Source organism: Halobacillus sp. 12SKB (assembly GCF_052941655.1).
This window is the reverse complement of the sequence record NZ_JBRFWR010000001.1, coordinates 1795211-1812216: the sequence shown is the minus strand read 5'-3', so window position 1 is coordinate 1812216 and position 17006 is coordinate 1795211. Positions and strand designations below refer to the sequence as shown.

15 protein-coding genes and 1 riboswitch are annotated in these 17006 nt (G+C 44.4%); of the genes, 10 read left to right on the top strand and 5 right to left on the bottom strand.

Features of this window, described 5'->3' with window-relative positions; translation table 11 throughout:
* Positions 1–105: 105 nt before the first annotated feature.
* Complete coding sequence (locus ACQ4XT_RS08720; protein ID WP_446853349.1) at positions 106–270, bottom strand: hypothetical protein; 165 nt, start codon at positions 268–270, stop codon at positions 106–108.
* Between the two features lie 129 nt (positions 271–399).
* Positions 400–1014, bottom strand: a complete 615-nt coding sequence (locus ACQ4XT_RS08715; protein ID WP_446853348.1) for a hypothetical protein — start codon at positions 1012–1014, stop codon at positions 400–402.
* A gap of 454 nt (positions 1015–1468) precedes the next feature.
* Between ACQ4XT_RS08715 and ACQ4XT_RS08710 the strand changes: the two genes are divergently transcribed.
* The 5 genes from ACQ4XT_RS08710 to ACQ4XT_RS08690 all read left to right on the top strand — a co-directional run bounded on the left by ACQ4XT_RS08710 (position 1469) and on the right by ACQ4XT_RS08690 (position 8117).
* A complete protein-coding gene (locus ACQ4XT_RS08710; protein ID WP_446853347.1) occupies positions 1469–2668 on the top strand; it encodes a M20 metallopeptidase family protein in 1200 nt (399 codons plus the stop codon).
* A gap of 2 nt (positions 2669–2670) precedes the next feature.
* Positions 2671–3975 (top strand): amidohydrolase, encoded by a 1305-nt coding sequence (locus tag ACQ4XT_RS08705; RefSeq protein ID WP_446853346.1) that lies wholly within the window; start codon positions 2671–2673, stop codon positions 3973–3975.
* A complete protein-coding gene (locus ACQ4XT_RS08700; protein WP_446853345.1) occupies positions 3972–5219 on the top strand; it encodes a M20 family metallo-hydrolase in 1248 nt (415 codons plus the stop codon). Before ACQ4XT_RS08705 ends, ACQ4XT_RS08700 begins: the two co-directional genes overlap by 4 nt.
* The gene (locus ACQ4XT_RS08695) at positions 5216–6523 is read left to right on the top strand and encodes a hypothetical protein (RefSeq protein WP_446853344.1); all 1308 of its coding nucleotides are present in this window, start codon (positions 5216–5218) and stop codon (positions 6521–6523) included. The genes ACQ4XT_RS08700 and ACQ4XT_RS08695 overlap by 4 nt, the downstream gene beginning before the upstream one ends.
* Positions 6524–6590: 67 nt before the next feature.
* A complete protein-coding gene (locus tag ACQ4XT_RS08690; protein WP_446853343.1) occupies positions 6591–8117 on the top strand; it encodes an AbgT family transporter in 1527 nt (508 codons plus the stop codon).
* Between the two features lie 243 nt (positions 8118–8360).
* On the opposite strand, the gene ACQ4XT_RS08685 is transcribed toward ACQ4XT_RS08690, so the two are convergent.
* Positions 8361–9413 carry a lactonase family protein gene (locus tag ACQ4XT_RS08685; protein WP_446853342.1) on the bottom strand — a complete coding sequence of 351 codons (1053 nt, stop codon included), beginning with the start codon at positions 9411–9413 and terminating at the stop codon, positions 8361–8363.
* Positions 9414–9633: 220 nt separating this feature from the next.
* Between ACQ4XT_RS08685 and ACQ4XT_RS08680 the strand changes: the two genes are divergently transcribed.
* Positions 9634–10008 (top strand): PilZ domain-containing protein, encoded by a 375-nt coding sequence (locus ACQ4XT_RS08680; RefSeq protein ID WP_446853341.1) that lies wholly within the window; start codon positions 9634–9636, stop codon positions 10006–10008.
* 50 nt (positions 10009–10058) lie between these two features.
* Here the strand turns inward: ACQ4XT_RS08680 and ACQ4XT_RS08675 are convergent, their stop codons facing one another.
* The gene (locus ACQ4XT_RS08675; protein ID WP_446853340.1) at positions 10059–10358 is read right to left on the bottom strand and encodes a GRAM domain-containing protein; all 300 of its coding nucleotides are present in this window, start codon (positions 10356–10358) and stop codon (positions 10059–10061) included.
* A 404-nt stretch (positions 10359–10762) separates the two neighbouring features.
* Between ACQ4XT_RS08675 and ACQ4XT_RS08670 the strand changes: the two genes are divergently transcribed.
* The 3 genes from ACQ4XT_RS08670 to ACQ4XT_RS08660 all read left to right on the top strand — a co-directional run bounded on the left by ACQ4XT_RS08670 (position 10763) and on the right by ACQ4XT_RS08660 (position 14794).
* Positions 10763–11728 (top strand): L-lactate dehydrogenase, encoded by a 966-nt coding sequence (locus ACQ4XT_RS08670; protein WP_446853339.1) that lies wholly within the window; start codon positions 10763–10765, stop codon positions 11726–11728.
* A 24-nt stretch (positions 11729–11752) separates the two neighbouring features.
* Complete coding sequence (locus ACQ4XT_RS08665; protein ID WP_446853338.1) at positions 11753–13378, top strand: L-lactate permease; 1626 nt, start codon at positions 11753–11755, stop codon at positions 13376–13378.
* 295 nt (positions 13379–13673) lie between these two features.
* Positions 13674–13777: riboswitch (purine riboswitch) on the top strand.
* A gap of 153 nt (positions 13778–13930) precedes the next feature.
* The gene (locus tag ACQ4XT_RS08660) at positions 13931–14794 is read left to right on the top strand and encodes a 5'-methylthioadenosine/S-adenosylhomocysteine nucleosidase (protein ID WP_446853337.1); all 864 of its coding nucleotides are present in this window, start codon (positions 13931–13933) and stop codon (positions 14792–14794) included.
* Between the two features lie 132 nt (positions 14795–14926).
* Here the strand turns inward: ACQ4XT_RS08660 and ACQ4XT_RS08655 are convergent, their stop codons facing one another.
* Positions 14927–15217, bottom strand: coding sequence for a YrhK family protein (locus ACQ4XT_RS08655; RefSeq protein ID WP_446853336.1), 291 nt, complete (start codon positions 15215–15217; stop codon positions 14927–14929).
* 248 nt (positions 15218–15465) lie between these two features.
* Between ACQ4XT_RS08655 and ACQ4XT_RS08650 the strand changes: the two genes are divergently transcribed.
* Positions 15466–16881 (top strand): alanine/glycine:cation symporter family protein, encoded by a 1416-nt coding sequence (locus tag ACQ4XT_RS08650; protein ID WP_446853335.1) that lies wholly within the window; start codon positions 15466–15468, stop codon positions 16879–16881.
* The last annotated feature ends 125 nt before the right edge of the window (positions 16882–17006 follow it).

Genomic DNA, 17006 nt, shown 5'->3' with positions numbered 1-17006 from the left:
GGGAATTGTAAAGATGTTGTGGTAAATGAAGAAAGGATGAGACAAAAAAAACTCAAACGGTGAAAATTCATTTTCACCGTTTGAGTTCTCATAACATGTATTCGTCTAGGCACCCATCGTCGAAAGCGATGGTTTTCTATCTTGTTGCTCTTGTTCTTTTTTCAACTGCTGTACCTTGGTTCGCTCTACTTCCAACTCTTCCTGGAGCCTCTTGTTTTCTTTAACAAGCAAATCTCTTTGGTCCAACACTCTTAGCATATCTTCTCTCATTTTCGTTCTCCTTTCATAAAGCATAGGATGGTATGGAAAATTGTAGAAAAATGACGGTTTATGATTTCATAGGATATAAGTACCCAGCCTTCTCACATCTCAAACATTCAATACCAAATAAAAATCATACTACTCTTCCCTTTTCAGCAGCAACAAATAGACAAGCGCTCCGAATATAGGGATTGCCCCCATCCAGTGTCGGTGGGTTGCTCTTCCATCCCTACGTTCCTTCCAATAGATCACGAAAATAGACAACAAGGTTAAGACCATAAAATCAATGGTCATTACGTGGACAAAGTTAGACGTTTGAAAAGCACGCCAATACGCCTGATCGTCTCCATTGCCCAGCCCATGCCATAATAAAACGGCAGTTACAGCCATAAGAACAAAAATGAAAAAACGAGTATGGAAGATCTTCACGAACCAGTCCGGGATTCTTCCTCTTTTAATCTCCCTTGCCTTTGACAAGAAAAAATAGGGCATCAATGCAAATGCCCCTAGCATGAACATCCCTAAAAGGAATGGCCATAACGGTAGACGGCCGTGATCTTCCCCTATAAGCAGAGCCACAAAAACGAGTGGATAGATCCCGAGAAAGCTGAACACCATCAATAAGAAAGGATCTGGTTCATCCATCGTTAACAGTTGATCCAAGTATCCGAGGTTACCGTCCGGGGCAAGGAATAGTGCATAGGATATAAAAGCAATCCATCCAGCTAAAAATAAGACTTGGCGCACGTTCATCTTTTCACCTATCTTTCACTTTTTAAAATGAACACTATCCAGAGATTTGAAATGTTTCGTTTATACCCACCTTCATCATTATTCAAACATTCATGTTAGCGCCATTATGGAAGGCACTCTCTGTGGTAGTACACTCCTCTTCTCCCGCACACAAAGAAGGGACACAGCACAGCTTTTATACCTAAGTGTTCGATAGCCGCTAGACTTCTACTGGAAGAAACCCTTCTTAGCCGATAAATACAATGTAATAAAAATCCCCATGCTAACAATTTCCACCCGTTACTTTCCCCCATTCCTCTGATCCTTTATAGCTGTACAACTTCAGTAAATTACAAAAGGAAATTTCAGAAAATTCGTCAAGACATGATGCATTTTCATGAAAGTTTTGTTATAGTACATAAATAACGGAACATTTAAGGACAATGTCCAAAATAACAATGAAGGGGTGTCCTTTTTGGAAACCTTACAATCATACATCAATGAAATTGAAAATGACATCTATCAAATACGAAGACACTTGCATAAATATCCAGAATTGAGCGGGGAAGAAGTGAACACCTCTGCTCTCGTAAAAGAGAAACTCACAGAATACGAAATTCCTTATAAGAACGGCTTTGCAAACACAGGTGTGCTTGGGATCATTGAAGGCGGAAAGCCCGGAAGAACAGTTGCGTTACGGGCTGATATGGATGCTCTCCCTATTCAGGAAACCAACGACCATGATTTCGTTTCACAAGTAGATGGAAACATGCATGCGTGCGGTCACGATGCACACACCGCCATGCTTCTTGGTGCTGGCTATGCCCTTAAACAAATCCAAAAGCACATCGAAGGAACGGTCCTTCTCGTTTTTCAACCAGCAGAAGAAGCCTCACCTACCGGGGGCTCTGGTCCGATGATGGAAGATGGGGTATTCGAGGAGTACAAACCGGACGTGATTTACGGACAACATGTGTGGCCGGGGTTACCTGTTGGTCAGATGGGGATTCGCGACAAGGAAATGATGGGCGCATCAGATCGCTTCACAGTTACAGTTACTGGAAGAGGCGGACATGCGAGCATGCCGCACGAAGGAAACGATGCGATCATCGTTGCGAATCAGATGATTTCAAGCCTGCAAACCATTGTCAGTCGTAACATCAACCCCTTGGATTCCGCAGTCGTGACCATCGGAAGGATTGAAGGCGGACACCGCTACAACGTCATTCCTAAAGAGGTGACGATTGAAGGCACGATCCGGACTTACAAACCTGAAGTGAAACAAAAAATCAAAGATCGTTTCCATACGATTCTCAACCAAACAGCGGATGCATTCGATGCGGATGTCGACATTGAATACCTGGACGGTTACCCAGCGACCATTAATACACCAGCCTACGCTCAACAAGCTCGTAAAACAGCTCAAAGACTTTTCGGAGAAAATGCGACACCTGAAGTCGAGCCTGCGCTTGCGGGAGAAGATTTCTCACGTTTCTTACTTGAATACCCAGGGGCTTTCCTCTGGCTTGGAACACAAATCGAGCAGGCATCTGAACAAAAGCCGCTTCATGATCCAGGGTTCCAATTGGATGAAAGAGCCCTGCCTATGGGAAGCCGCTTATTAGCGGAAGTTGCTTTAGACACGTTACAGTCTCTATCCAATAAGGAGGGATAATAGTGATTGATTCCTTTGATTCTTTCATCCAAGAACTTGAGCCACAACTAACTTCATGGCGACGCGAGTTTCATCAGCAGCCGGAACTCGGCTTTCTTGAATATCAAACCTCGTACAAAGTCGGCAAGAAATTAGAAAAACTCGGGTTCCTCACCCATATTGGAAAAGAAGCGGTCAAAAGCGATTCCAGGTACGGTATTCCTGAGCCTCATGATTTTCAAAAGGCAGAGAAGCAAGCCCTTGAAAATGGTGTACCACCGGAGTGGATCGACCGGATGGCAGGAGGCCACACCGGAGTGGTCGCTCAGTGGGACACTGGAAAAGACGGCCCTCATCTCGCCTTTCGTTTTGACATCGATGCTCTCCCGATCTTGGAAGCATCTGACAAAGACCACATTCCTTATGATCGTCAATTCCGTTCTAAGCAGGATGGCGTCATGCATGCATGTGGGCACGATGGACACACAACGATAGGGCTCGGGCTTGCCCATCTGATAGCTCAATTTCAAGAACACCTTGTCGGCAGGTTTACCCTCTTGTTCCAGCCGGCAGAAGAAGGCGGCCGAGGGGCAAAAGCGATGGTGGACCAAGGATGGTTGGCCGGAGTTGACCAATTCTACTCCGGCCATATCGGAATCAACTCCCTCCCTGTAGGTACCATCGCCGCAACAACGCAAGGCTTTCTGGCTTCTTCCAAATGGAACGTGACCTTCCGCGGCCAGTCTTCCCATGCGGGTATGAAACCTGAGGATGGGCGGAACGCGTTACTTGCATCTGCAACCGCTGCCACCCAACTGCATGCCATCCCCCGGCACAGTGAAGGAGTAAGCCGAGTGAATGTAGGAAAACTGGTTGCAGGAAGCGGTCGGAACATTATATCCGACCGTGGGTATATGGAGATTGAAACAAGAGGAGAATCAGAGGGCATCCATCAATTCATGCAGCAGGAAGCTAAACGCATCATCCATTCTACCGCTTCCATGTATGATGTAAGCGTCGATATCGAATTTGTCGGGGAAACGGAGCGAATGCGCTGTGATGATTCCTTGATTCCATTCATTGAAAAACAGTGCGCAGAAAGTTCCTTGATCCACCAAATCGATCCTGTCGCTTATGTGTCAGGGTCCGAGGATGCCAGTTTCATGATGAATGCGGTTCAGGAGCACGGAGGAAAAGCAACGTACATGCTGTTTGGTACATCCCTGCCATCCAACCACCATTCACCAACCTTTGATTTTGAAGAAAAAGTATTACCTGTAGCACTCGCTGCCTATGCTCACGTCTTAAGAGGAGGAAGTATCCAATGAAGCAATGGTTAGAAGAAAAATTATTACAACTCAATGTTACCGAATACATGGATGAAGAGAACGGATTCACAAGACTCAGTTATACAGATGAAGAAAAACAGGCCCACGAAGCTTTTAGAAAAGTAGCCAATGAACTGAACCTTGATGTGAGCCAGGACGAGGCCGGAAATTTATGGGCTCGATGGAAAGCAAACGATGAGAATGCACCGACGATTGCTACCGGCTCCCACCTGGATACCGTCAGTAGTGGCGGTGGATACGATGGAGCTGCCGGTGTACTGACAGGCTTGGCTGCCGTCAAACTTCTGAAAGATAAAGGCTTCCAACCGAAAAAAAACATTGATATTGTCTGTTTCGCTTCCGAAGAATCGGCACGTTTCGGCGTCTCCACCGTAGGAAGCAAGGCGACAGCCGGAATGATTGATAAGGAAGAGCTCGGCAGTGTTGTGGATGCTGACGGCATAACGGTGAAAGAAGCCGTAGAATCTTATGGATTATCCTGGGATGCCATCGATCAAGCCGAAAAATCTCCAGCCGATCTAGAAAGCTTCCTTGAATTGCACATCGAGCAAGGGACCCAAATTGAAGACAACGGAGCAGAAATCGGGATTGTTCGTGGAGTCGCTTGCCCTGTCAGATTGCAGGTCACCGTGAAAGGGATGGCCAACCACACGGGAACGACACCGATGACCAACCGTGCCGATGCCTTTGTCGCTGCCGCACCCATCATCACTTATGTGGAAAAACAAGCACGTAAGCTGAATGAGGAACAGCAGACCCCGATTGTCGCGACGACAAGTACAGTGAAACTTTCACCGAACGTCATGAATGTCATTCCAGGAGAAGTCCAATTAGGAATCGACATCCGAAGCGTAGATGATGAGCTGAAAAGAGGACTTGCCGACCAAATCCGCAGCTATTGTGAAACGATTCAAGAATCTAAGGATGTAACGGTTCATGTCCATACGCTCGTGGACAATGATTCTGTCCATCTTGATTCTTCCATTCAAGAGAAGCTTCAGGAAATCACGGAGAACATCGGTTACCGTGCTCATGCCATGGACAGCGGGGCCGGTCATGATGTGATGAATATGGCGAAGCGCTGGCCATCGGGACTCATTTTCATCCCTTGCCGGGAAGGGATCAGCCACCACCCTAGAGAATATGCATCCATTGATGACTTAAATAAAGGGACGCATGTGCTGGCAGCCTATATGGAATCCGTAGCGAGTGATCACCAATGAAAACAAAGATAGGAGTCATCGGCCCGAAGGATTCCGTCGAGCAAGTCATGTATGTCGCCGAGGAATTTAAGCAAATTACCTTCTACCCATTTGCCTATGAAAAGTTATCGGACGTCACGGATATCCTGAAAGAGCACCGACATGAAGTCGATCAATGGTTCTTCTCAGGCGTCCTCAACCACACCTATGCGATAGAAAATGGCTTGATTACGGAAGAGGAGAGTGCTTACCCTCCTCTTCACGGTTCCAGCTTTTTCGGAATATTATTGGAAGCTCAATTGACGACGAATCACGTTTACCGGAAAGTCAGCATCGATACGATTGCTAATGAAGAGTTTGATAAGATTTTGTCCTATTACCAACTGGACGCCCTTGAATACGAAAACTTTCCATTCGAGAAGGTCCGCCACACCGATGAACTGACCGCTTTTCATAGCCAGTTGTATGAACAAGGAAAAACAGAAGTCGTCATCACTTCCATTAAGTCCGTATATAAAGAATTGAAAGAAAAGAACATTCCTGTTTTCCGGGTGACCCCCTCTTATTTATCGATTAAAATGCTCATTCAGTTCTTAGAGGAGCGCGCCCAATCTAAACATTTCCGCAATTCACAAGTGGCCATCATCGGCTGTCGTGTCGAGATGAATGCCTCCCACTCAGAAGAAAACTACTACTCGTTCAAAACGAAATATCAAGAGCTCGATGTGCGTCGTCAATTACTTTCCTTTGCAGAACAAACGAACGGATCTGTCATGCAACTCGGAGATGGACTGTTTTTCATCTTTACGACACGGGGGGAATTAAGTGAAGAATCAGAAGCTGATCTTTTTACTCTCATTGAAGACATCCGTCTGCAAACCAATTTAACCGCTCGCGTGTCCATCGGTTTTGGTGAAACCGTATCACAAGCTGAAAATCATGTCCGCATCGGTTTCCGTCATATCAAAGAAGAAAAAGAACCGCTGCTCCTCATTGTGGATGAAGATCAATCCATCTCATTGAAACAGCAGCAAAAGACCTTAAGTTATCATACGACCGAAATCGGTCATACCCTGCAAAACAAGATGAAAGAAGCGAATTTAAGCCCAGGGGTGATTTCCAAGCTTCTGGCTTATTCCAGGCAGTATCACCGGGATCACTTCTCATCTCAAGACTTGTCCCGATGGTTGAAAAGTACCGAACGAAATGGACGAAGGATCCTGACAGAACTAGAGCGCGTCCATATTGTGGAACAGGCAGGTGAACGACAATCGGGCGAACGCGGGAGACCGAGAAAGGTGTATCGCTTCGTGAAGGAGGAATAATTCTTCCTTCTCCCCTTTTTACGGAACAATAAAGGAATATTTCCTAAATATAGAAAGGATGATGAATATGAGCGAAAAAAGCTCAACGAAGAAAGCAAAAGGTTTCTCCAGGATGTTAAACGGCGTAGAGAAAGTGGGGAATAAACTGCCCGATCCATTCATGCTGTTTGTTTACCTATCCGTCTTTACCATCCTAGGTTCGTGGATCATTTCCCTTTTCGGAGTCACAACTACCCAGCCTGGCACTGGAGAAGAAATCGCCATTAAAAGTTTAGTTTCAGGTGAAGGATTACAGTACATTCTTACTTCGATGCTCGAAAACTTCACTGGATTCAAGCCGCTTGGACTTGTATTGGCTATGATGCTTGGTATTGGTCTAGCCAATAAAGTCGGTTTACTAGAAACAGCGATTAAGAGTACGATTTTGAAAGCACCGAAATCATTGATCACTTATGCCGTTATTTTTGTTGGTATTCTAGGTAACTTAGCTTCTGACGCAGCGTTCGTTATCGTCCCTCCACTAGCGGCTATGGTATTCTATACGCTTGGTCGTCACCCGTTAGCTGGACTTGCTGCCGGATTTGCCGGTGTAGGATCTGGTTTCACAGCAAACATCATCATTGCAGGAACCGATGCATTGCTTTCCGGTATTTCAACAGAAGTCATGGAAAGCTTGGACTCAAACATCGTCGTTACACCCGTAGATAACTGGTACTTCATGATTGCCTCCGTTGTTGTTCTATCCGTCACGGGTGCACTGATTACAGAAAAAATCGTTGAACCCCGTCTAGGAAAATATGAAGGAGAAGGCGGAACGGAAATGGAGGAAAGTACGAAACTTGAAAAACGCGGATTCAGAAATGCCGTACTGGCAGCTCTTGGATTTATCGCGCTCTTGATTGTCGCGATTGCCGTTCCTGGTTCAGCTCTAAGAAACGAAGAAGGCGGAATCATTCCATCTCCATTTTTAAGCGGAATCGTACCCATTATCCTATTATTCTTCATTACCATTGGTGTCGCCTACGGGGTAACCGTTAAGAAAATCACTTCCACACGTGATATCTCCGGCTACATGGGAGAAGCAATGAAAGAAATGTCCGGGTTTATTGTTTTGATCTTCGCTGCCGCTCAATTCATCGCTTACTTTGATTGGACAAACATCGGCACATGGATTGCCGTAAGCGGAGCAAACTTCCTTGGTTCTATCAACATGACAGGCCTTCCTGTCGTCATCGGCTTTGTCTTCCTGACCGCAATCATGAACATGTTCATCTTCAGTGGTTCTGCCCAGTGGGCCCTTGAAGCACCGATTTTCCTGAAGATGTTCTATCTATTAGACTATCACCCAGCGTTCATCCAAGCGGCTTATCGTATTGCCGATTCATCGACGAACATCATTACACCGATGAACCCGTACATCATTATCGTCCTTGCGTTTATGAAAGAGTACGATAAGAAAGCTGGTCTTGGTACCTTGATCGCACTCATGCTGCCATACGCTTTAATCTTCTTGAGTGTCTGGATTGTTTTATTACTAGCCTTTGCTCTATTAGGCATTCCGTTTGGCCCTGGCGTGGGTATGTATATAAATTAAATCATTTTGTGAACATGAAAAGGGCTCCCTTAAAGGGAGCCCTTTTTCTGTATAGCAAATAAAGATAATACGCCAGGTTGGTCTAGCACTTTTAATATAAGCCCCGGCATCTACTAAAAAAAGAACAGAATAGCATCGACCTCTATCCTGTTCTTTTCAGTTCTTAATAGGGAGATTTCATGTAGTGGGACATGAGACCAAAGCGTTTTGATTCCAATTCCCAAAATTCCTGTTTTTCAAGATTTAGCTTTGGGTATTCAAAAATTTCACACAAACAGGTTCCGGTACGTGAACGTCCGATTGAACGAGGGATAGCTTCCCAGTATTCTTGTCCCTTTCAAACAACGTCATTGTGTTTGACTTCTGGTTCGTCGCAATTAAGAATTCTTCAGAAGGATCCAGCACAAAGTCACGCGGCCAATTTCCTTCCGTAGAAGTCCATTCTACAAACGTTAACTGACCATTGTCCTGATCGACTTTGTATGAAGCAATGGAGTTATGTCCTCGATTTCCAGCGTACACAAATTGTCCATCTGAAGAAATATGGATGGCACTTCCGTCATTGGTTTCGTTAAAGGTTTCCGGGATTGTTTTAATCGCCTGATGCTGTGTGAAACGACCGTCTTTCTCGTCATAGTGAAGGACAAGGACTTCTGAGCTCAACTCTGTCATAACATACGCGTACTTTTGGTTCGGATGGAAAGTGATGTGTCTTGGACCACTGCCAGGTTCTGTGTTGAAGACTTGCACCTGAGTTAAATCACCTTGATCTGCGGCGTACGTGATCACACGATCACTTCCCAGGTCAATCGCGATGACGTATTTTTCATCAGGTGTGAAACCAGCATAATGCATGTGCGGTTTTTCCTGACGCTCATGAGGACCAGTGCCTTCATGTTCAATGACAGATGTAGCTGGATTCAATGATCCATCTTCATTGGTTAAGTAGGATACGATATTTCTGGTATGATAATTCGCTGTGACCACCGTGTTCTTCTCATGATCGACACTCACATGACACGGAGGTGAGCCTGCAGCGGTTTGGATATTTAATTTGGTCAGCTCTCCTGTTCCATCCTGAATGGAGAAGGCTGTAACGCCACCGTTTTCTCCTTCTTTTGTGACGGCATATAGATTTTTCTGGTCATCACTCACCGTCACATACGTCGGGTTACCCAACTCTGCTGCTAATTTCACGTCTTTCAATTCTTTATTGTCTGTATCCAGCGTGAACTGATATACACCTTTACTATCCTGTTTTGTATAGGTTCCAACATAGCCAACAAACTTTCCCATTACAAAAACTCCTTTATTTCGGTTTTATTAAAAGATCCTATCAGATAGATCGTTCTCCTTCATTATCTCATAAACGGTTTCGCTTCTAAATCACATCCATCCCCTTTATCTATACCCGGGTTTCATCACATTAACGCTACATCCATATCTTGTCATACTGAATGCAGGAACGTATGATGAACATATAAACATGAAAATGATCAGACTGGGAGGTTGGAGCATGAGATATAAAAGAAAAGATTACTTCCGTTATGATTTCAAAGAGCCACTCCAAGCTTATTTCCGTATTCATAGAGTTGGCATAAAAGAAGTCAATACTTCCAAAGGGGAAGCCCGAATCATAAACATCAGTCCTCAAGGGATGAAGTTAAATACCAACTTAGATCTCCCTCACCAGGATGGGCACGAGATCAAATTGTCCATCAGCTTCAACCTCAATGACCACCCTTTCCTCCTACCCGGAAGCATTGTTTGGAAGAAAAAAGTCGCTGGGTTCAATTATGGAATTTATATGGACCTGGATGAATCGGAGAGTAAAAGGTTAGTGGAAGAGCTCAAAAAATATGCCAACAACCATAATAGAATTGACAAATAAACGGTCAACACCTGAGGGAGTATATAGTTTCTCCTCAGGTGACTTTCATCTTAATCTTGTTTTCTTAACGAGTTAATTTTCTCCATCCAGATTTTCCGTTTATACAACACAAATCTATACTTTTTGCTATCGGTTGTTTTAACAATTATCCCATTGGGGATGATATGCCATGTGTTTCTAATTGTGACTTCTGCAATGTCCTTGAGTTCAATCATAGTCTCTTCACTTTGTATATTGACTTTATGAGGCCTATGAATTAATGCATTCCTGGTTAAATATAATTTCCCACCCACAGCTTCTACACCTTTGAAAAGATCGGCAGCTCCCTCGTACTCATATTCTCCTGACATAACACATCTCCTTTTTTTAGTTTAAATCTATGTGTATCTCATCTCTTTATATGGTGAGCATACCCTTTTATTTTCACATAAATCCCCAGAAGTAACATGAACTCTATCCCTCTATGTGAAAGTCACCTATATAGATAGCTATCATTTGTATAGTTCACATCCCCTACAAGACCTTTCTCAGAAATCACTTATCCAGACCGCCTTAATAAGCGGTCTCCAAGACATTTGATCTTAAGCCATTCAAAAATGTGTACAACATTTGAACAAGAAATCGCTTACTTCGTATGTAAATGATTTCTTTGTGAAATTTTACACAAAAACTATTGTATCCACTCTAAATATATTGCACAATAAATATGTGAAATACTTCACAAACATAATTCGAAGGTTCGGGAGGAATTCAAATGACTACAAACCATGTAAACCGTGTTGCCTTGATCGGGGCTGGAGCTGTGGGAAGCAGCTATGCTTTTGCGATGTTGAACCAATCTGTGACGCAGGAATTCGTCATTATCGATTTGGATGAAAAGAAAGCCATGGGAGATGCCATGGACCTGAATCACGGGAAAGTATTCGCTCCGAATCCGACTAAAACCTGGTACGGAAATTATGAGGACTGTAAAGATGCAGATATTGTTTGCATATGTGCAGGAGCCAACCAAAAGCCTGGGGAAACTCGTTTGGATCTTGTGAAAAAGAACTTATCTATTTTCAAAACGATCGTGGATCAAGTGATGGCTAGTGGATTCAACGGCATTTTCCTTGTCGCAACGAACCCTGTGGATATTCTTACTTATGCAACATGGAAATTCAGTGGACTTCCGAAAGAACGTGTGATTGGAAGCGGAACGATTCTCGATTCCGGGCGGTTCCGGTATTTGTTAGGGGAGTATTTTGATGTCAATCCGACAAACGTCCACGCCAATATCATAGGAGAACATGGGGACACAGAACTCCCTGTATGGAGTCACGCGACAATCGGTGGTGTACCGGTACTTGAACTGGTCCGCCGACATGAACCTTACACCATGGTGGACCTTGAGGACATCTTCACCAATGTACGCGATGCCGCCTATCAGATCATTGAGAAAAAGGGCGCCACTTATTATGGCATAGCCATGGGTCTGACACGGATTACGAAAGCCATCCTTCGTAATGAAAACAGTGTAATGACCGTCAGTGCTTACTTGAATGGTGAGTACAACATGCAGGACGTTTATATCGGTGTACCAGCCATTATCAATTGCCAGGGCATCCGTAATATCGTAGAGCTGAACTTAAGTGAAAAAGAACAAACGCAGCTGGAATACAGCGCAGATGTACTGAAAAATATCCTGGCTGATCATTTCGAAGTGAAACCTACCCACTAGACTGTACAGAAAGAGTGATAACGGATGTGGTTACAACAATATGATCCATTTTCAAACGTATGGCTGAGCGCTTTGGTCGCTGCGCTGCCGATTATTTTCTTCTTTTTAGCATTGACGCGTTTCCGGATGAAGGGCATTCTCGCTGCCCTTCTCACCCTTATCCTAAGCGTCCTGTCTTCCGTACTATTCTTTGACATGCCGGTTGGGAACGCGATAGCTGCTTCTTTTCATGGAATCGCCAATGGACTATGGCCGATCGGTTACATCGTCATCATGGCTGTTTGGTTATACAAAATCGCCGTGCGCACTGGAAAATTCACGGTCATCCGGTCAAGTATAGCCAACATCTCTCAGGACCAGCGCCTGCAGCTTTTGCTCATCGGATTCAGCTTTAACGCCTTTCTGGAAGGTGCAGCCGGGTTTGGTGTCCCTATTGCCATCAGTGCCGCTCTTCTTGTCGAGTTAGGTTTTCGACCTCTGAAAGCAGCCGCTTTATGCTTAATTGCAAATGCAGCATCAGGAGCATTTGGAGCCATCGGTATTCCTGTCATTGTTGGTGCACAGATGGGAAACCTCGAAACGATGGAATTATCTCGCACCCTTGCTTATCTATTACCTTTGATTTCTTTCATCATCCCTTTTTTACTCGTGTTCCTTCTTAATGGAAGAAAAGGGGTCAAAGAAACCTTACCTGCCCTTTTCGTGGTGAGCGGAATTTACACAGGAGTGCAGCTCTTTACCATCCTGTTCCTCGGCCCAGAACTTGCCAATATCCTTGCAGCCCTTGCAAGTATGGCTGGACTTGCTTTGTTCTTACGGAAATGGCAGCCGAAAAACATTCATAGAGAAGAGAATGCCCCAGCTGTCCAGCAGACGGAAACTTACAGTATCAAAGAAATCATTAAAGCCTGGTCTCCGTTTTATATTTTAACGGCTGTCATTACAGTTTGGAGCCTCCCTGCCTTTAAAGCCTTATTCAGTGAAGGCGGGTTACTGGCCAAAACAACACTCATGATTCCTGTTCCTTTTTTACATGGTGAGATTCAAAAAGCACCGCCGATTTCACCTGAAATCGTTCCCTTAGATGCCATCTTCCAATTAAACTTACTATCTGCAACAGGAACAGCGATATTGGTTGCTGTTCTGCTTACCGGGTGGTTCAGTTCAGCAATCACCCTGCCGGAAGGAATGGACTCTCTAAAAACGACGATCCAGGAACTATGGATTCCGATACTGACCATTTGCTTCGTCATGGGATTTGCCAATCTATCCAACTTTGCCGGTTTGAGCTCTTCTATCGGACTCGCATTAGCAAAGACCGGTGATTTGTTCCCTCTTGTCAGTCCGGTCCTCGGCTGGCTGGGCGTGTTCATTACAGGATCCGTCGTCAGTAACAATGCTTTGTTCGGACATTTGCAAGTGGTCACAGCGAACCAGATCATGGCAAACCCGGCACTCTTGCTTGCCGCGAACACCGCTGGCGGGGTCATGGCCAAACTCATTTCTCCACAGTCCATCGCCATCGCGACGGCGGCTGTTAAACAAACCGGACAAGAGTCCGCCCTATTTAAGATGACGTTGAAATATAGCCTGTGGTTATTGGTCTTCGTTTGCCTAGCTACATTCGTATTATCTTTGTTTGGAATATAGAATACGGCTGTGACGTGTTTACCTCAGTCAATGGACCTGACCTCCTTTCGTTATGGGGGGGTCAGGTCAAAAATGCTAGTGGAGCAACCTCACCTGTTTGGTCCACCACTCTTAGCACACTTTCTCCCACCCCACTTTCCACAATCTCCTCATGTACGCATTTATCATGTAAATCATTGTAAAGTATATAAAAAATCACCAAAAAATCACTTAAAACGAACATTAAATTATAAAATTATATAAATGTTCGCCTTTTTTCTTGTTTGTTTATAACGTCTTTGTTATAGTTACACCACAACCAATTACATACCGTACTCGTATATTCTCAGTAATAAGGTCTGAGCGTCTCTACCTGGTTCCCAATGAAAGAACCAGACTACGAGTTGGAGCAATCAAGTGGCACCTAAGAATCAGAATTTTCAGCGATGCCTCTTGCCCTTGCTTTAACTTTTTGTAGTCTGAAAGGTAGATCATTTCCTTTTTAGGCTTTTTTATTTGCGATTAACGATGTACAGCAATGTGATTGAGTACTACATCAAGGGAGAGCTACTCATGAAAAACATTCGCAACCTCGCAATCTTACTATTCATCACTCTCATCTTATCTTTCGTGGCAGGATGTCAGAGTTCCACAGAAGGGGAAGCATCCGCTGAAGAAAACGAACAGCAGCCGATCCTGATCCAGGGACCTATGCCTATCGAAGCAGAAAATTTCGCAGCAAAGCTTGAGGATGTAGAAGAAGAAACCTCAGGGAACTTCGTTTTTTATAAAGGGAAAGTCGATGACTATCCTGTGATTGTCATGAAAACAGGAAAAGGTATGGAAAATACAGCCGCCGCTACGGCAATCGCTATCGAAAAATTCGACCCGGCTGCCATCATCAACCAAGGAACATCCGGCGGTCACGATCCTGACTTGCATGTGTTTGATATCGTCCTAGGAGAAAGAACGGTCAACATCGGTTCCATGAAAACAGGACATCTGGAAGATGGAGAAGGCATCGCTCCGAAAGAATGGATTCCTATGGATCTTATGGCTTCAGAAGGAAGTGCCGGAGAAGACCCTGATGCTGAAAACATCCGTTATTTTGAAGGAGACAAAGAACTGCTGAAAGCTGCTAAAGCGGTCAAAGACACTCATGAAGAAGGAAAAGTCGTCGAGGGTACAATCGGCTCTGCAGACGTCTGGAACAATGAAGTCGACCGCATCCAGTGGTTCCATGAAAACTTCGGGACTTCCGTTGAGGAAATGGAAGGAGCGGCCGGTGCGCAAATCGCCAAAGCCTATGATGTACCTTACCTCGGCATTCGCACACTATCCAATAACAAAACGAATGGCGGAGAATATAATCCAGATACGGCTGAAGCAAACCAGGATTATGTTTATGAAGTTGTGAAAAAGTACATTTCCAAATAGAAATATGAGTTTATGCATGACCATGGCGTATGGAGTAAACTTCTTGCCGTTTGAAAAAAGCGAAGCATCCACGATTTCATTGGATGCTTCGCTTTTTCACGTTCCCGGTTTAGATAATTAAGATGAGTATGATCATGAACCACTTGTCTTATCATATTGCTTTCCATATTCCTTCCTCATATGAAAGTAATGAACAAGCCGGATCGTCGGCCGTATGAGCATTTGCGTACTTCCGAGGACAAACAGCGTCACGCCCCAGGTTTTCATATCGAAATAAAAAAAGATACTACCGATCAAAAACCAAATACCCAGCAGGACGTCATTGACGGTATAAAGAATGTCGTACGTTTTTTTAAAAAAGACATCATGTTTCCCTACATGAAGATCGATGTATTTCTGCTTATCTGACCTTTGGTTCGACATCCTTTCACCTCCTCTTAAAATTCATGCCCTCTCCTCACTTTTTTTATAACGAAAAATTCGTTCATTTGATTGAAAGAGAACGAATCGGCCAGGATTTTCGCTTACATTTGTTCACTACACACAAATGTAAGCGCTTATATTTTGTTGTTTCAACGAATGTTTATGGATGAAAACGTGATAGGGTAGAACATGGACATTATACAAGACCGCCCTACATAGACGGTTACAACAGGATTAGGAGGGTAATGATGCTAGACGTATTGAACCAAATCAATGATGTACTATGGGGAACACCCAGTTTGGTCCTGTTATTCGGGACAGGGTTGTTTTTAACGATTATGTTAAAAGGGCTGCAGTTCAGCAAACTGTTCTACGCCTTTAAACTTGCCTTCACGAAAGAGGATAAAACAGAAACATCCGAGGATTCCCAAGGGGATATCAGTAATTTTAAAACTTTAATGACAGCGCTATCAGCAACAATCGGAAACGGAAATATCGCGGGGGTCGCTACAGCTTTGACGCTTGGTGGCCCCGGAGCGATTTTCTGGATGTGGATCGTCGGTTTATTAGGAATGGCGACCAAATACTCCGAAGCGCTCCTTGCGATGAAGTATCGAGTGAAAAATGAAAACGGAGAGTATTCCGGTGGACCGATGTATTATGTAGAACACGGGATCGGCAAGAAGTGGAAATGGCTTGCGGTCGCTTTTGCGTTATTCGGTGCCTTTGCAGCTCTAGGAATCGGAAACAGTGTTCAGTCCAATACCATTTCTGATGTGATGACGGAAAGCTTCCATATCAATGGCTGGTTTACAGGAACCGTGCTGGCTATACTGACAGGACTGATCATTTTCGGAGGCATCCAGCGAATCAGTACAGTGGCAGGATTTTTCGTTCCGATCATGGCTTTTCTGTATATTGGAGGAGCTTTATTCATCATCATCGCCAATTACGAGGCGATCGTCCCTGCTTTTGAAATGATCTTCCAATACGCATTCAGTCCGGTTTCCGCCGCTGGTGGTTTCGCAGGTGTTGTCGTTATGGAAGCCGTCAGAAGCGGTGTATCACGAGGTATTTTTTCAAACGAAGCTGGTTTAGGTACGGCCGCGTTGATTGCTGGAAATGCTAAAACCGATCATCCAGTAAAACAAGCGCTTGTGGCCATGACAGGTACGTTCATCGTGACCATCGTCGTTTGTACCATGACCGGGCTTGTCCTGATCATGACAGGATTCTGGGATCCATCCGGTGGAGCGATCTCAGGTGTCCAACACGCGACTGGCCTGGACGGTGGGGCTCTTACAAGTGCAGCATTCGGACATGCACTAGGAACGATAGGAGAATACATCGTAGCCTTTTCCGTCATCTTCTTCGGCTTTTCAACGATTGTCGGGTGGTACATGTACGGAGAGAAGTGCTTCGAATACCTCTTAGGTCTGCGCTATATCGTTCCATATCGTTTCATCTACATTACTGCAACCTTTATGGGTGCCGTCATGCAGCTTGACCTCGTTTGGGCGTTTGCCAATATGGCGAATGCCTTGATGATGATTCCCAACTTAATCGCTTTACTACTTCTTTATAAAGTGATTGTGAAAGAGACGAACCATTACTTTAGTGATTATATTCATCAGCATTCTTATACGCGTTCGAAGGCGAGCTAATTCAGGGTTATTATGGGCACGCCTATCATAAAAATACCCCACCCGAAAACTTTATGGGTGGGGTATTTTTATGATCCATGGAGGTCCTTATATTCACTCCATACTCTCCGTTGAGTCCCTTACCT

Coding starts and splice junctions, on each gene's coding strand:
- ACQ4XT_RS08700 (WP_446853345.1), top strand. CDS start 3,972: ATGAAGCAATGGTTAGAAGAAAAATTATTACAACTCAATGTTACCGAA.
- ACQ4XT_RS08660 (WP_446853337.1), top strand. CDS start 13,931: ATGAAAAACATTCGCAACCTCGCAATCTTACTATTCATCACTCTCATC.
- ACQ4XT_RS08655 (WP_446853336.1), bottom strand. CDS start 15,217: ATGTCGAACCAAAGGTCAGATAAGCAGAAATACATCGATCTTCATGTA.
- ACQ4XT_RS08720 (WP_446853349.1), bottom strand. CDS start 270: ATGAGAGAAGATATGCTAAGAGTGTTGGACCAAAGAGATTTGCTTGTT.
- ACQ4XT_RS08690 (WP_446853343.1), top strand. CDS start 6,591: ATGAGCGAAAAAAGCTCAACGAAGAAAGCAAAAGGTTTCTCCAGGATG.
- ACQ4XT_RS08715 (WP_446853348.1), bottom strand. CDS start 1,014: ATGAACGTGCGCCAAGTCTTATTTTTAGCTGGATGGATTGCTTTTATA.
- ACQ4XT_RS08695 (WP_446853344.1), top strand. CDS start 5,216: ATGAAAACAAAGATAGGAGTCATCGGCCCGAAGGATTCCGTCGAGCAA.
- ACQ4XT_RS08665 (WP_446853338.1), top strand. CDS start 11,753: ATGTGGTTACAACAATATGATCCATTTTCAAACGTATGGCTGAGCGCT.
- ACQ4XT_RS08650 (WP_446853335.1), top strand. CDS start 15,466: ATGCTAGACGTATTGAACCAAATCAATGATGTACTATGGGGAACACCC.
- ACQ4XT_RS08675 (WP_446853340.1), bottom strand. CDS start 10,358: ATGTCAGGAGAATATGAGTACGAGGGAGCTGCCGATCTTTTCAAAGGT.
- ACQ4XT_RS08680 (WP_446853341.1), top strand. CDS start 9,634: ATGAGATATAAAAGAAAAGATTACTTCCGTTATGATTTCAAAGAGCCA.
- ACQ4XT_RS08685 (WP_446853342.1), bottom strand. CDS start 9,413: ATGGGAAAGTTTGTTGGCTATGTTGGAACCTATACAAAACAGGATAGT.
- ACQ4XT_RS08670 (WP_446853339.1), top strand. CDS start 10,763: ATGACTACAAACCATGTAAACCGTGTTGCCTTGATCGGGGCTGGAGCT.